Raw genomic sequence first — 14,495 nt, forward strand, 5'->3', positions numbered from 1 at the left:
GTCCATCATGTTCCTTCTGAACCGTCTTGTCCCTTCGGTCGTCCTGTCCGCCGCTCTCCTGTCGGCGCCGGCTTTTGCCCAGGATGACACGTATGAGGGTGTTGGTGCTGACGACGACGTCATTGTCGTGCGCGGCGCGCTGATCCCCGATGAAAAAAAATCCACGTCGGAAATTGCTTCCTTCCTCGACGCCGAGGATTTCGACCGGGCAGGGGATAGTGATATCGCCGCGGCCCTGAAACGGGTCACGGGCCTGTCGGTTCAGGATGGCAAATTCATTATCGTTCGTGGCCTGAACGAGCGCTACTCGTCAGCGACCCTGAACGGACTGCCGTTGCCAAGCCCTGAGCCTCTGCGCCGGGCCGCGCCACTCGATCTCTTCCCGACTTCTGTCATCGACAGCACGCTGGTCCAGAAGACCTTCTCTCCACAATTCTCCGGTGAGTTCGGTGGTGGTCTTGTCGAGCTGCGCACCAAGGGTATTCCGCAGGAAGATTTCTTTGAGATCAATCTGGGCATGTCCGCGAACTCTGCGACGTCCTTCAGCGACGGCCTGTTCTATGAGGGCAGCAACACCGACGTTTACGGTTTCGACGATGGCCTGCGTGACCTGCCGGATGCAGCGACCGGCCTCTTCATCGGCGGTGTCGTCCCGGGTGACGTTCAGAATGCCGCTGACATCAGCTTTGAGCAGAAGAAAACGCTACTCATCTCCAATGACGATGCGCCGGCCAATGGCAAGGGCTCCATCGCACTGGGCAAGAAGTTCTACACCGATGGCGACCTGTCCGCCGGTACCGTGCTCTATGTCGGGTATGATAATGACTGGCAGACCCGTGAGGGGACGCGTAACCGTATTACCGGTGTGAACTCCTACGGCAGCGACTTCCTGTCGACACGTCAGGAAGTGTCCCTGGCCGGCCTGTCGTCCTCGGCTATCGAATTCAACCAGGATCACTCAGTTCAGCTGACCGGTCTTCTGGTGCGCAAATCGCTCAAGCAGGCTGATATCTCAACGCGCAGCTTCTCGGGCGATGAGCGTCAGTTCCGTACAGAGAGCACCGACTTCATCGAGCGTCAGCTCTGGCAGGCGCAGCTGAACGGGACGCACCTCTTCCCGGATCTCGCTGACCTCGAAGTCGCGTGGAAAGCCTCCTACGGTCAGGCCGACCGCGATCAGCCTTACCGTCGTGAAACGTCATTCGTCCGGACTGACCCGTCCGAAGACTATGCGTTCACCACGGAAGAGGGCCGCTCGAACATCGACTTCCGTTCCCTGCAGGATGAGAACACAGCCGCCGGGATCGACTTCACTCTGCCGCTCGACCTTGGGACGCGCGTCACCTTCAAGTTCGGTGGCGCCTATACACAAACAGACCGCTCGACGGCCCGCCGCCTGTTCGAATTCCGCGGCGCGTTTCCTGAAGAGGTCGTGGGCAGCCGTGCCGACGTCATCTTCTCCGATGAAGTTCTCGGCCTAACCGGTCCGCTCGTCCGCTTTGCCTCGACCGCTGGGGAGCCTGACAACTTCGAAGGCACCCTGGAAGTCGCCGCGGCCTATGCTTCGGCTGATATCGAAATGGGGCCATATCTGCGCGCCAATATCGGTGGCCGGTTTGAGGACTCATCGCAGGAAGTGGCAACATTCCTGACGCGCTCCCCAGAGACGGTCAGCGTCTTTGATCCGATCGAAGAGCAATACTTCCTGCCAGCGGCTACCCTGACATGGATCCCGACCGGGAACTTCCAGGTCCGCGGTGGTTTCTCCAAAACCCTCACGCGTCCGCAGTTCCGCGAACTGTCGCCATCGATCTTTACTGATCCGGACACGGACACGGTCTTCGTCGGTAACCCGTTCCTGAAGAACACGGAAATCGAAAACTATGATATCCGCGCGGAATGGTATTTCCGTCGTGGCGAGTTTGCGACAATCGGCCTGTTCTACAAGGACATGACCAACCCGATCGAAGACGCGATCCTGTCCACGGAAAGCGACCGCACGAGCTTTGTGAACGCACCGTCTGCTGAGCTTTACGGCGTCGAAGTCGAGTTCGAGAAGAACGTCGACCTCGATCAAATGCTGGATGCGGCCTTCTGGTCCGGCAAACAGCTCGTTTTCAAGACGAACTACACCTATACTAATGGTGAAGTGTCCGCTGACGGTTCGGTCATCGTACCGCAGATTTCAGGGCAGGGTGTGACGGCCAGCGAACGGGCCGCAGAAGCTCAGCTGCTCGACGGCTCGCGTCTGGTTGGCCTGTCAGAGCACCTGTTTAACATCCAGCTCGGTATCGAGACGGAGTACAACACCAAGGTCACACTGGCTGGCAATTACGCGTCTGAACGAACCCTGTTCCGGGGCGCGCCGATCAGCGCCGGTCGCTTCCTGCCGTCGCCGGTTGAACAGCCACCAATCTCTCTTGATTTCGTGGTCGACCAGCCGCTGGAGATTGCCGGGGGTGAATACAACCTGACCCTGAAAATCCAGAATCTCCTCAACTCGGCCTATGACGTGTTCTACGAGGACAATGGCAATTCAGGTATCATTACCGGTCAGCCCGTCTTCCAGGAGTATGATCTGGGCCGGACATACTCGATTTCGGTCAAACGCACCTTCTAGGTCGTACCAATGACATTGACACGAGGGGCGGGCCGGTACGGACCGCCCCTTTTTCGTTCAACTCCTTGAAAATGCCACCTTTTGCCAGCATCCGCCGCGAAGCTGGGCAATGGTTAATCGCCCATTTACCGTGAGGGTGTGATAAACCGTGACTGGGCGGCTGCATGACCGTGAAACCGCAGAAATTTGAACGGAAAGGGCCAGGGTTGGCTGAGATCGCGACGACGTCGACATCACAGGCACCGGACAGCGAGGGCAGCGCCATCAAGGCTACCCGTCGCCAGCGGGAAAGTGCGTTTGACAGTGCTCTGGCCATCCGTCTTGTCGAGGGGTGCTATGTGGCACTGCTCGGCTTTCTGACCATCCAGTTGATTTTCACCCTGTTCGAGCCGCTGACCATCCCGTCAGGGCGGACCTTCGCCCGGGGCGACCAGCCGATCGCGGATCTGACGGTGATGTCGTCCTTCGATCCGTTCATCGGCTACGCTCCGCAGACCACTGAGGTTGAGGATTATACGCCGGCGGCCGAAACCATGCTCAATATCAAGCTGGTCGGCACCTATGTCATCGGGGACGAGCCCAGCGCCACCATCGCCACGGAATCGAACGGCCAGCGGCTGTTCTTTGTCGGCGACACCATCAGTTCCGGCGTGACCGTTCGGGACATTCTGTCCGACCAGGTCATTCTCAACCGCAACGGCATCACCGAGACCCTGAGCCTTGAAAACCGGGCGCCCGTTGCTCGTCAGACATCCTCGGGTCCACGGACAGCGCCCACGCCGGGCTCGACCGGGAGTCGCCCACCGGCCGGTGACAGTGTCTTGAGTTCCTATGTTCAGGTCGGGCCGGCCCCCGGTACCCAGGGTCTGGTCCTGTCCGCCGGTACCAACCCGATGTTTTTCGAAGCTGCCGGTCTGATCGACGGTGACATCCTCTTGAATATCAACGGTCAGCCCGTCTCCAGCAACCCGGCCCAGGTCATGGGATCCATGGCGACAATGCTGTCGCGTGGACCTGTGACGGCCACCATCAGCCGACATGGGGAAGAGTTCGATATCGTGCTCGACCCGTCAGGATTGCTACCATGAGTTTGAAATTCACGCTGCGTTCCCTTCTTGCTGCTGCGATGGTCACCACATCGCTCTCGGGTGCTGCGCTGGCACAGGATGATCGGGCGACCCTGAACTATGAAGGGGCCGACCTTGCTGCGGTGGCGCGCGATGTGTCGCTACGGACCAAGCGCGTCTTTGTCATCGATCCGCGTCTGTCCGGTCGCGTCACGATCATCTCGCCGCCGGGGCTGTCTCTGACGCCGGATGAGGTGTGGGAAGTCTTCCTGTCGACGCTGCAGGTGAACGGCTTCGCCGCGGTGCCCATCGGGGACCGTGAATACAAGATCGTGCCGAGCAGCCAGGCGATCAAGGATGGCGGCGCGAATGGCGCGCAAACGAGCGGATCGGCCACGGTAACCCGCGTCGTGCCGCTTCGCTATGTGGGCGCGCAAACCGCCGCCGCGAACCTGCGTGGACTTGTGGGCGACAACGCGGTCGTGACGCCGATTGTTGAAAGCAACTCCCTGATCATTGTCGATTCCGCTGGGAACGTGGACCGCGTTCTGGATGTCCTTAGGCGGATCGATGTGGACGATTCGGTGGTCCGGACGGTTGCCTTGCAGAACGCCGCTGCGATCGAAGTCTCAAACACGCTGCTTGAAATTATCGGCGGCCGCGGTGGGGAGGCGGGTCGTCGCGGCGCCATCAATGTGGTGGCGGTCGACAGCTCCAACTCGATCATCCTGCGCGGCAGTGCGCAGGAGGTGCAGCGACTGGTCCCCATCATCCAGGAGCTGGATGCCAAGGGAACCGGCCAGATTGCATTGGACACGGTCTATCTGAACCATGCGGATGCTGAGGAAATGGTGCCCATCATCCAGCAATTGCTGGATGCCGGTTATGGCGATGTGGCTGGCGCGCCGACGCCGGGCCAGATGCGGCCGTCCGTTGCCTTTCACAATCCAACGAATGCCCTGATCATCAATGCGCCGCCGGAGATGCAGCGGATCATCCGGTCTATCGTCGCCAAGCTCGATATCCGCCGGCCACAGGTCCAGATCGAAGCCGTTGTTGTCGAGATCAGCAACACCACGGCGCGGGAACTGGGCGTTCAGTATGTGACGGCCGGGGCCGATGTGCCGTTCTCGACCGCCAGTTTCACGGGCACTTCGCCCAACGTCATCTCCGCCGCGGGCGCTGCTTATTTCCTTGGTGAGGAGGCGAATGACGCTTCCCGCACCACGGTCTCGCGCGACTCCAACGGCAACATCATCGAGACCACCGAATACGACACCAATGATCCGGCCAACGCCGTTGCGGGCCAGCTCGTTGAAGCGGCGATCTCGGACCTTCTGTCGACGAACGGTTTTCTGATCGGCGGCGCGGGGCAGCTGGCCTCGGGCTCCGTCTACGGGGTTCTGTTGTCCGCCATTCAGTCCGACGGGGATTCCAACGTGCTGTCGGTTCCGTCGGTCACCGTCTTCGACAATGAAACCGCCCGGCTTCAGGTCGGTCAGGAAATTCCCATCGTGACGGGGCAGGCCACGGGCTCAGACTTCCAGGGCGGCTTCCGCACGGTTGAGCGCAAGGATGTCGGTAACATTCTCGAGGTGACGCCGCAGATCAACGCAGGCAATGTCGTCTCCCTCAAGATCAAGCTGGAGCTGTCCAGCATTGGCGCGTTTACGTCGTTGTCGGACGATATCATCACCAACAAATCGGTGATTGAAACTGTGCTGGCAGCAGATGACGGCCAGACGCTCGTCATGGGCGGCCTGATCGACAACAACCAGCGGTTCTCTGAGGCGAAAGTACCGCTGCTGGGCGACATCCCGCTCGTCGGCAATCTCTTCAAGGGACAGAACAGGTCCGGCGAGGAGAAGACACTGATGGTCTTTATCCGCCCGACCATCCTGCGTGACGGCTATGCGGCCGATGGCGTCACTGCGCGGAAATACGACTATGTGCAGCAACAGCAGAAGCGTCAGAAGCTGCGCAATACGGGCGACCTTGATGACGTCATGATGAACTATCTGGGCAGCGGTGAGTACGTTGTGCCGGGTACGGATGGCAGCGTCCGGCCGCTCGATCCAGAAGACGACATGCCTGTGACCGCGCCCGTCGAAGGACAGATTTCCGGTGGAGGCAGCAATTGAGCGAAGCCGTCGCCACGCGCGCTGATGGAGCGGCCGAACGGCCGATCCGCTTTACCTATGCCTTCGCCAAGGAGAACGGCGTTCTCTATCTGGGGCTTGGTGATGACGGACGCGGCGTTGTCGGCATCCGCTCACAGACAGACGGATCAATGAAGACCGATCCCTGGGCATTGGCCGAGGCTTACCGCGCGACGGGCGGCAATATCGATGTCGAGCAGCTGCCTGCCGATGTGTTCGAGCGCAAGCTCTCCGAGATCTATTCTTCTGAAGGCCTGACGGCTGCGACCTTTGATGATGCTGCGGGCGGGCACGATCTGACGGAGCTTGCCGAAGGGCTGCCCACGACCGCCGACCTTCTTGATACCGAAGATGACGCGCCAATTATCCGTCTGATCAACGCGCTGATTGCCGAGGCGGTCAAGACGCGCGCCTCCGACATTCATATTGAGCCCTATGAGGGGGCGTTGTCGGTCCGTCTGCGGATCGATGGTGTCCTACGTGAAATTCTGTCGCTGCCAGCCAAGCTGACGCCGGTTCTGACATCGCGGGTCAAGGTCATGGCGCGGCTCGATATCGCTGAAACCCGCGTGCCGCAGGATGGGCGCATCAGCCTGTCCATGGGCGGCAAGCTCGTTGATGTGCGGGTGTCGACCCTCCCATCCCGGTTCGGCGAGCGGCTGGTGATGCGTCTTTTGGACAAGGAACAGGCGCAGCTTGATCTGGATACGGTCGGTATGCCGCCGGCCATTCTGGGCCGGTTCAAACAGGTCCTGAAGCGTCCCAACGGCATCATCCTTGTGACGGGCCCAACCGGCTCAGGGAAGACGACGACTCTGTACGGCGCATTGTCGCTTCTGAACGACCCGGGCGTCAATATTCTCACGGTCGAGGATCCAGTCGAATATGCCCTCGACGGTATCGGTCAGACCCAGGTGAACGCGAAGGTCGGCATGTCCTTTGCCACGGGCTTGCGAGCGATCCTGCGGCAGGACCCCGACATCGTCATGGTCGGCGAAATTCGTGACAAGGAAACAGCGCAGATCGCTGTGCAGGCGTCTTTGACCGGCCACCTTGTTCTGTCCACGGTTCATACCAATTCGGCTGTCGGGGCCGTCACGCGCCTTCGCGATATGGGGGTTGAGCCCTTCCTTCTGTCATCGACGATTGCATCTGTTCTGGCCCAGCGCCTCGTGCGCCGCCTGTGCCAGTCCTGTCGTGAGCCTCGTCACGCGAGTGCCGCCGAGAAAGCGATGATGGGCATGGTAGCGGACGAAACGATCGTCGTGTACGAACCGAAAGGCTGCGCCCGCTGCAACGGCATCGGCTATGAGGGGCGCGTCGGCATTTACGAGCTGATCGTTGCGGACGACACCTTCCGCAAGCTGGTCCATGACGACGCCTCAGAACAGGCCATGAAGGCCCATGCCTTCGCCGCCTCGAACGCTCCCACGCTGGCTGAGACGGGCTTTGCCCATGTCCTCGACGGTGTCACCTCCCTGTCTGAGGTCCTGCGCGTGGTGCAGGAGAAAGAGGGGCAGGAATGACCACTTTCCGCTATGAAGCCGTGGACACTGCAGGCCGTCGTCGCAAGGGCGTCATCAACGCCGAAACACAGCGCCGCGCGCGCAAGGAGATCCAGGCATCCGGCCTGACGCCGGTCTCCCTCAAATCTGTTCGTGAACGCACGGCATCCGGTGCCAAGTCGGGGAGCAAGCCGTCCTCTGCATCGGTCATTGCCGCGACGCGACAGCTGGCCACACTCATTGATGCCTCGACAACGGTCGAGGAGGCTCTGGCCGCGGTCGGTGCGCAGATGAAGGGCACCCAGATGGGGGAGGTGCTCCTGTCGGTGCGTGGGCGCATCATTGAAGGCTGGCGCCTCTCCGATGCCCTCGCTGAACATCCAAAGGCGTTCTCGCCGCTCTATCGAGGTATCGTGGCGGCCGGGGAAAGCTCCGGCAACCTTGCCCCGGTCATGCTGCGTCTGGCGGATATGGTCGAAAAGAACCGCGCCATGCTGATGAAGGCGATTACCGCGCTCATCTATCCGGCAGTCATTTTCGTCATTGCCGTGGGGACGGTGGCCGCGCTGATGCATTTCGTCGTGCCACAGATCGTCAGCCAGTTCACCAATACCGGCACGGATCTACCGCTCATCACGCGTATCGTGATCGCCAGCTCCGACTTCATGCGCGCATGGGGATGGCTTGTCGGCCTGATGCTGATCGGCCTCGGTGCCGGGGTTTGGCTGATCCGCCGCACGCCCGACACCCGGCGGCGGATGGACCGTATGCTGCTGAAGCTGCCGCTCCTCGGCGGGCTGATGCGCGATCTTGATGCGGCGCGGTTCGCCCGAACCCTTTCAACGCTCTTTGCCTCCGGCACCCCCTTGCTCGACAGCCTGCAGGCGGCGCGCAACACGGTGACAAACGCCTATATCCACCAGCAGCTTGATGTGATGATCGTCAGTGTACGCGAAGGCGCGTCCCTGTCCGCCGGTGTGCGGCGCGCGGGCGTGTTCCCGCCGCTCATGGCGTCCATGGTGGCCGCGGGTGAGCGGTCCGGCACGCTGCCGTTACTGCTGGAGAAAACGGCTTTTCAGATGGAGCAGGCTTTTGACGCGACTGTCACCGTGGCGCTTCGCCTGCTCGAGCCTGCGATTATCGTCATTCTGGGCGGCATCGTCATGACCATCATTCTGGCGATCATGCTGCCGATCCTGCAACTGAACCAGATGGCGCTGTAGCAGCCGTCAATGCACGAGGTGTACAAATGAACTCAGTCCAAAAAAGACGCCAGCGTCAGCGAGGCCTGACGCTTGTTGAGCTTCTGGTGGTGATCGTCATCATCGGTGTCCTGTCGACGATCGTGGCCGTCAACGTCCTGCCGGCGGGTGACACCGCCCGGGTGCAGGCGGCACGGACGCAGATCGACATCTTCTCCACGGCCCTGCAGCAATACAAGCTCGAGGTCGGACAATACCCGTCGGAGGAACAGGGCCTTGATGCGCTGGTTCAGGCCCCGAATGGAATTCGCGCCGAACGCTATCGGCCAGGCGGATATCTCGACAAGCCAACGCTGCCCGTCGATCCGTGGGACAATCCCTATATCTACGAATATCCCGGCGAGTTCGGCCAGTTTGATATCATCTCCCTGGGTCGGGATGGCAAACCGGGAGGTGAAGGTCCCGATGCGGATATTGGCAGCTGGCAGTAATCGCAACCATCAGCGCGGGCTGAGCCTCGTTGAGCTACTCGTCGTCCTGATTGTCATCGGTCTCATTTCGGGCGTTGCGGTCATGGCGATCGCACCGCGCGCCAGCGAGGCCGAGCGTGCGGCGACGCGATTTGCTGGCACGGTTGAACAATTGCTCGACATGGCCATTGTAGAGGCGCGACCCGTGGGCATTGATGTTGCTGCCACCAGCATCAGCGTGCGGCGTTTTTCCGCTGGCAGCTGGCAGGCTGTGGCCTTGCCGCGAACAGCGGGAGCGCGTGTGACCGATGTGTCTCTGGAATTGTCCGTGAGCGACGAATTTGATCTGCCTGAGGCAGACGATAATGACAGTATCGACCTGATGTTCCGTCAGGCGCCCGCCAAGAGTGCGGAGACGACCAGAATGCCGGTGATCGTTTTCAGCCCCGTGGGCGAGGTGACACCGTTCACGCTGATGTTTGCTGGACAGGATGAAAACTGGTTCGTGACCGTTGACCGGTTCGCCAGCGTAGAGGTGCGCCGTGGCCAACAATAATCAGCGCGGTATGACCCTTGTCGAAGTGCTGGTCGCCCTTCTGGTGCTCGGATCGGCCGTGGCGACCATGCTGTCCTTGCTGTCGGTGCATACCCGTAACACGATTGCGTTGCAGGATCGCGCCATGGCCCGCATCGTTGCAGAAAATGCGATGGTGGAAGTTGTCAGTGCAGACCGTATTCGCCGGCGAATTGAGGGCGGCGCTGTTGAGGATCTGGGTGGCCAGAGCTTTACCTGGGCGGTTGAACGCACCCCAACGCCCTATGATGGCCTCGACAATGTCACCGTCACGGTACGCCATGCGGATGGCGACCGGGTGCTGGCAATCCTTTCAACGGTGAGGCCGCAATGAGGGGGCCGGGCGCGCAAAAAGGCATGTCGCTGGTTGAGCTGCTCGTGGCGCTCACCGTCTTCGCGTTTGTCAGCGCGGCGGCCGTGTCGGTACTCAATATCGGCGCCTCGGGCCGGCAGCAGGTCGAGGACGTGACCGATGATCTCGGGGCTCTTGAGCGGGCGCGGTCTGTCATCCGGACCGATCTGATGCAGGTGGTGGATCGACCCTATCGCGAAGCCAATGGTGGCGAGCTGATCGTCCCGATGCTGGGCGGTGTCGATGCCGACGGCACCATCCCGGCCGGTGATTCCGAAAAAGTGCTGGCCGCCTTTGTCCGCAATGGCTGGACCAATCCCAACGGAGCGTATCCGCGCAGCTCTTTGCAGCACGTCACCTATATTCTCCGGGGATCAGACCTGATCCGCCGTACACGGCCTTTCCTTGATGCCGCAGAGCGGACGCCGCGCACCGACCAGATCCTGTTCTCCAATGTTCAGGAGGTGGGGATCGCGTTCGAACTTGGCGTGGACTGGCAGGGCGACTGGTCGCCTCAACAGGGCAAGCGGATCCCTGATGCGCTGCGCCTGACCATGGTTCACCCCGTTTACGGCCGGCTGCAACAGGATTTTCTGGTCGGGGGGATGGAATGAGCCGGCGACAGGACCAGCGCGGGGCGGCCCTGATTATCGTCCTCCTCCTGGTGGGGACGATGAGCACGCTGGCGCTCGCGCTGACCCAGGTCATGCAGCGGGCCACCTTGCGGGCGGCGGCCTCGGCTCAGCGCGATGAAGCCGTCTGGGCCCTTCTGGGGGCAGAGCGCGCGGCGCTTCTCCTGCTGGACCAGCAGGCACAATTGCGGCCCAAGGTCGACACGCTCGACGAACAATGGCTTGCCGCACCGATCACGCTGCCGGTCGAAGCGGGGATTATCACAGTACGGATGCGCGATCGGTCTGCGTGCTTCAACATGAATGACCTCGTGAACATGTCAGAGGGGCAAGGGCAGGTCGTTGACCGGCTGGCCGTGCGCCGGTTTGCGGAGATGGTGTCCCAACTGGGCGGCGACCAGCGGTCGGCCGAAATCCTCGCCAATGCGGTCGTCGATTTCATTGATATTGATGACCGCGTCGAACCGGGCGGCGCCGAGGATTACAACTATAATGTGGGTGAGGCGCCCTATAGAACATCCGGGACCTATCTTGCTGATCTCAGTGAACTGCGTGCCGTACGCGGATGGTCGGCCGGCACCTATCAGGCCCTCGCGCCCTATCTCTGCGCACTGCCTGCCGATCCCTTTGCGAGCGTCATCAATGTCAATACGCTGACGATCGATGATGCACCACTGCTGTTTGCGATCTTCGAAGGCCGGATCAGCCTGTCGGAATTGCAGCGACTGATCGAGCAGCGGCCACCAAGCGGCTATGAGAGTGTCAGCGCCTTCATGCAGCAGCCGACCTTCACCAACATATCGGCGACCTTCGAGGAAGATCCTTCCGAAAAGCTGTCCACCGCCGCGACCTACATCGAATTTTCAGCCCGCCTGTCCTATGAAGGACAGGCCTATGACATCGTCAGCATGATTGCAGCAGAAAACGGCGCGGACTATCAGGTCGTCAGCCGCCGTTTCGGAGCCAGAGATCTATGAAACTCGGCCTGATCATTACCGGACAGACCCCCACCGATCCCGTCCACTGGGCGATCGGCGATGAAGAGCGGCTGCGCGACGGCGGGACCGTGACGGATCTCTCAAAGCTGCCCCAGGCCGTGACCGACGCCGAGCAGATCGTCATAATTCTGCCGGGAGATCGGGCAGCGACGCGCCGCCTTCACCTGCCGGTCAAGGGGGAGCGGGCGCTGGCCGACGCTGCGGCGCTGGCCTTTGAAGACATTCTGGCAGAGCCCGTCGACAGTTTTCATCTCGCCTTTGGTCCGGCCGATGCAGAGGGCGTGCGAACCGTATCTGCCGTCCCCCATGAGGATCTGCAGATCTGGATCACGGCCACCCGCGCCGCCGATGTCCATCCGGATATCATCACGCTTGATCACCATTGTCTTTATGCGGAAGGCTATAGCGGGGTCCTTCTACGCTATAACGACCATATTGCGGCATCCTTGCCCCCTGGCGGATTGTCCGGCGATGCCGCCTTTGTCGAGGCGCTGACGTCCCGCATGGAGGAGACGAAAAGCGCGCTTCATGTCGTGGTCGGCATTACAGCGCCGGGTGATATTCGCTCAGCCGGTGCGGCGTTGACCCTTGCGGATGAGCGGGCGCTGGGCGCATTCTTCATGACGGGCCTTTCGCGGCCCGTCCCGAACTTCCGTAGGGGCCCCTATGCAAAGCGGCGCGACTGGCGGGGGCTCGCGCGGTCCTGGCGCGTGGCCGGGGGGCTGATGGCGGCGTGTCTTACTTTATGGCTGCTCGACGTTGCCGCCGATGGATTCCGCCACAATCGTGCAGCGGACCGGCTGGCCAGTGAAGCGCGTGCGCAATTTTCTCGCGCCTATCCCGATGTCGTGATCCGCGATCTTCGGCGCCAGGCCCAACAGCGTCTGAGCGCAAGCAATGCGTCAGCCTTCCTGCCGCTCAGTGCAGAACTGACCCAGGCGTTGCAGCAGACATCCCGGGTGCAGCTGACGCGCCTGCGTTTCACGCCGGACAATGAACTGGTCGCGGATCTGCGCTTCCCGACGGCCGCCGATCTCGAGCAATTGAAATCGATGCTGGAAGGGCGCGGCGTCCGCACCCGCGAGGGGGGCGACTACCGGCGCGATGACAATGGCGACTATATCGGCCAGCTTTATCTGGAGAGTGTGTGATGCTTGTCTATTTTGAACGGCTGTCCGTCCGGGAAAAAATCCTCATTCTCGTGATGATCGGGCTGATCGGTGTGCTTGTGCTCACGACACTGATCGTCCGTCCGGTGCTGGGCTATCGGGCCAATGCCCGGGACAGTTTCAAGGATGCGGCAGAAATCCACGCCCTGACCGCCCGGGCGGCGGCGGCGCCGTCCACGACCTTTGACGATAATGGTAGTAGCCTCCGGGCCGCCCTGACCAACACGGCGGCCGAATCCGGCATCGTCATCAACCGGCTCAATTCACAGGGCGCGGAAATTGACGTGTCGATCGGCAATACAACCACCGTCCGCCTCTATGCCTGGCTTGCACGGCTTGCCAATGAGCATCAGGTCTTCGTACAGGATGGTGCGATTCAGCCATCGGCGGATGGGACGACCATCACAGCGCGTCTGACCGTCAAACGAGGACGATAAATGCAACGGTCCCTGTCCGCCTACATCGTTCTCTTCCTCGTCACATCGATCGTCACCGTCATTGCGCGCATGCCGCTGTCGGTCGTTCTGTACGTGGCCGGGGCGCCGGTACTGGCCGACAGTGTGTCAGGAACGGTGTGGAATGGCCGGATCGAGAACGGCTATGTGCTCGGCTATCCGCTCGGCAATGTGGATGTGTCGGGCAAGTTCCTGCCACTGCTCCGCGGGCGTGCCGCCGCTGATGTCGAGGTCGACGGACCGCTCGTGAGTGGCACTGCCGATGTCAGTGTCGGACGCAAACGCCTCGTGCTGCATGACACGGCGCTTGATATCAATCTCGCCGGCATTGCGATCATGGATGCCTTTGGCGCCCCGATGAGCGGGACTGTTCGGGCCAAGACGGACCGTCTTGTCGTGGATACGGGGCAGGGACAATGCCTTGAAGGCACGGTGGATGTCTGGACCAATACGCTGGAACGCAGTGCGCCGCGCTACGGTGGCCGGGGCTTTCCGATGACCGGTATCGGCCAGTGCGAGGCTGGGGCCTTCGTGCTGCCCCTGGCGGGTGAGGGCATAGACGGCAAGGCCATGGCGAATGTGCGGTTTGGCAATCGCGACTATCAGACCGAACTGATCGTCGAGCCGCGCCAGCGCAATCTGGGTCAGCTGCTCGTTGGCTTCGGGTTTCAGCAGCGCGGCAACCAGTACAGCCTGATACAACGTGGTAAGGTGGTCCCATGATCCGAACGTTTATCCTTCTGGCCGGATGCGGCGCACTGGCTGCCTGTGCGAGTTCGACCCCAACATCCGGCTCGTCCCCGGCGGCCAGTGCGGGTGCAGCACAGGTGGCGCGTACTGAAGCGCCAGACCTTGGGGCTTTGCCCACCTATGGCATTCCTCGCGGCCGATGCGGCATGATCCTCTACACGCTCTCCGGCTCCAAATCGCTGCCCGTCTTTCGGTCGACCGATGAGGGCCGTGGTCTGGTCGAGATCAACGGCGCCCTGACCGAGCTGTCGCTTGTGGGGCGCGGCGGCGAGACACGGATGGCCGTGCCCAGTTCGCAGTATTTTCGCGGGCAGCAGGCCGATGGCACAGAAGTGACCGTGGCGGCAGTCACCTCTTGGGGCACCTCTTTTCCCAGCGGCTCCTACGTCGAAGCCGGCACGCTGACGATCACTGCCGCCGATGGCTGGTCACGCGTGCTGCCGGTCGCTGGCATTGCGGGCTGCAGACCATAGGGGCCAATGCCTTGCAGGCCGAGCCGATTGGGGCCATTGTCCCGCGGGCGAGGGCGGTTAGAGAATTGT

General features: G+C 61.4%; 14 protein-coding genes. All 14 read left to right on the forward strand.

The window, feature by feature from the left end:
- Positions 1 to 7: 7 nt before the first annotated feature.
- The 14 genes from RUI03_RS05025 to RUI03_RS05090 all read left to right on the forward strand — a co-directional run bounded on the left by RUI03_RS05025 (position 8) and on the right by RUI03_RS05090 (position 14,426).
- On the forward strand, positions 8 to 2,620 hold the full coding sequence (locus RUI03_RS05025) for a TonB-dependent receptor domain-containing protein (protein WP_317289194.1): 2,613 nt from the start codon (positions 8 to 10) through the stop codon (positions 2,618 to 2,620).
- 164 nt (positions 2,621 to 2,784) lie between these two features.
- A complete protein-coding gene (locus RUI03_RS05030) occupies positions 2,785 to 3,708 on the forward strand; it encodes a type II secretion system protein N (protein ID WP_317289195.1) in 924 nt (307 codons plus the stop codon).
- A complete protein-coding gene (gspD, locus tag RUI03_RS05035) occupies positions 3,705 to 5,828 on the forward strand; it encodes a type II secretion system secretin GspD (protein WP_317289196.1) in 2,124 nt (707 codons plus the stop codon). Before RUI03_RS05030 ends, gspD begins: the two co-directional genes overlap by 4 nt.
- Positions 5,825 to 7,372: a type II secretion system ATPase GspE gene (gene gspE, locus RUI03_RS05040; protein WP_317289197.1), complete on the forward strand. Its 1,548-nt coding sequence runs from the start codon at positions 5,825 to 5,827 to the stop codon at positions 7,370 to 7,372. Before gspD ends, gspE begins: the two co-directional genes overlap by 4 nt.
- Positions 7,369 to 8,574, forward strand: coding sequence for a type II secretion system inner membrane protein GspF (gspF, locus tag RUI03_RS05045; RefSeq protein ID WP_317289198.1), 1,206 nt, complete (start codon positions 7,369 to 7,371; stop codon positions 8,572 to 8,574). Before gspE ends, gspF begins: the two co-directional genes overlap by 4 nt.
- Before the next feature lie 26 nt (positions 8,575 to 8,600).
- Positions 8,601 to 9,044, forward strand: a complete 444-nt coding sequence (gene gspG, locus RUI03_RS05050) for a type II secretion system major pseudopilin GspG (RefSeq protein ID WP_317289199.1) — start codon at positions 8,601 to 8,603, stop codon at positions 9,042 to 9,044.
- Positions 9,019 to 9,579: a type II secretion system minor pseudopilin GspH gene (gene gspH, locus RUI03_RS05055; RefSeq protein ID WP_317289200.1), complete on the forward strand. Its 561-nt coding sequence runs from the start codon at positions 9,019 to 9,021 to the stop codon at positions 9,577 to 9,579. Before gspG ends, gspH begins: the two co-directional genes overlap by 26 nt.
- A complete protein-coding gene (gspI, locus tag RUI03_RS05060) occupies positions 9,566 to 9,931 on the forward strand; it encodes a type II secretion system minor pseudopilin GspI (RefSeq protein ID WP_317289201.1) in 366 nt (121 codons plus the stop codon). The genes gspH and gspI overlap by 14 nt, the downstream gene beginning before the upstream one ends.
- The gene (gspJ, locus tag RUI03_RS05065; RefSeq protein WP_317289202.1) at positions 9,928 to 10,563 is read left to right on the forward strand and encodes a type II secretion system minor pseudopilin GspJ; all 636 of its coding nucleotides are present in this window, start codon (positions 9,928 to 9,930) and stop codon (positions 10,561 to 10,563) included. The genes gspI and gspJ overlap by 4 nt, the downstream gene beginning before the upstream one ends.
- Positions 10,560 to 11,558, forward strand: a complete 999-nt coding sequence (gene gspK / locus RUI03_RS05070; protein WP_317289203.1) for a type II secretion system minor pseudopilin GspK — start codon at positions 10,560 to 10,562, stop codon at positions 11,556 to 11,558. The genes gspJ and gspK overlap by 4 nt, the downstream gene beginning before the upstream one ends.
- A complete protein-coding gene (gspL, locus tag RUI03_RS05075; RefSeq protein WP_317289204.1) occupies positions 11,555 to 12,730 on the forward strand; it encodes a type II secretion system protein GspL in 1,176 nt (391 codons plus the stop codon). Before gspK ends, gspL begins: the two co-directional genes overlap by 4 nt.
- Complete coding sequence (gene gspM / locus RUI03_RS05080; protein ID WP_317289205.1) at positions 12,730 to 13,185, forward strand: type II secretion system protein GspM; 456 nt, start codon at positions 12,730 to 12,732, stop codon at positions 13,183 to 13,185. Before gspL ends, gspM begins: the two co-directional genes overlap by 1 nt.
- Positions 13,186 to 13,926: a type II secretion system protein N gene (gene gspN, locus RUI03_RS05085; RefSeq protein ID WP_317289206.1), complete on the forward strand. Its 741-nt coding sequence runs from the start codon at positions 13,186 to 13,188 to the stop codon at positions 13,924 to 13,926.
- Entirely contained in the window at positions 13,923 to 14,426 is a 504-nt protein-coding gene (locus tag RUI03_RS05090; RefSeq protein ID WP_317289207.1) for a hypothetical protein, read from the forward strand. Before gspN ends, RUI03_RS05090 begins: the two co-directional genes overlap by 4 nt.
- The last annotated feature ends 69 nt before the right edge of the window (positions 14,427 to 14,495 follow it).

Origin of the sequence: Parvularcula sp. LCG005, from assembly GCF_032930845.1 — a bacterium.
Taxonomy (GTDB): domain Bacteria; phylum Pseudomonadota; class Alphaproteobacteria; order Caulobacterales; family Parvularculaceae; genus Parvularcula.

What these genes read in the sequence shown, in the direction of transcription:
- RUI03_RS05030 (WP_317289195.1), top strand. Translation starts at nt 2,785, where the DNA reads ATGACCGTGAAACCGCAGAAATTTGAACGGAAAGGGCCAGGGTTGGCT.
- gspH (WP_317289200.1), top strand. Translation starts at nt 9,019, where the DNA reads ATGCGGATATTGGCAGCTGGCAGTAATCGCAACCATCAGCGCGGGCTG.
- gspL (WP_317289204.1), top strand. Translation starts at nt 11,555, where the DNA reads ATGAAACTCGGCCTGATCATTACCGGACAGACCCCCACCGATCCCGTC.
- gspJ (WP_317289202.1), top strand. Translation starts at nt 9,928, where the DNA reads ATGAGGGGGCCGGGCGCGCAAAAAGGCATGTCGCTGGTTGAGCTGCTC.
- gspF (WP_317289198.1), top strand. Translation starts at nt 7,369, where the DNA reads ATGACCACTTTCCGCTATGAAGCCGTGGACACTGCAGGCCGTCGTCGC.
- gspG (WP_317289199.1), top strand. Translation starts at nt 8,601, where the DNA reads ATGAACTCAGTCCAAAAAAGACGCCAGCGTCAGCGAGGCCTGACGCTT.
- gspD (WP_317289196.1), top strand. Translation starts at nt 3,705, where the DNA reads ATGAGTTTGAAATTCACGCTGCGTTCCCTTCTTGCTGCTGCGATGGTC.
- gspM (WP_317289205.1), top strand. Translation starts at nt 12,730, where the DNA reads ATGCTTGTCTATTTTGAACGGCTGTCCGTCCGGGAAAAAATCCTCATT.
- gspK (WP_317289203.1), top strand. Translation starts at nt 10,560, where the DNA reads ATGAGCCGGCGACAGGACCAGCGCGGGGCGGCCCTGATTATCGTCCTC.
- RUI03_RS05025 (WP_317289194.1), top strand. Translation starts at nt 8, where the DNA reads ATGTTCCTTCTGAACCGTCTTGTCCCTTCGGTCGTCCTGTCCGCCGCT.
- gspN (WP_317289206.1), top strand. Translation starts at nt 13,186, where the DNA reads ATGCAACGGTCCCTGTCCGCCTACATCGTTCTCTTCCTCGTCACATCG.
- RUI03_RS05090 (WP_317289207.1), top strand. Translation starts at nt 13,923, where the DNA reads ATGATCCGAACGTTTATCCTTCTGGCCGGATGCGGCGCACTGGCTGCC.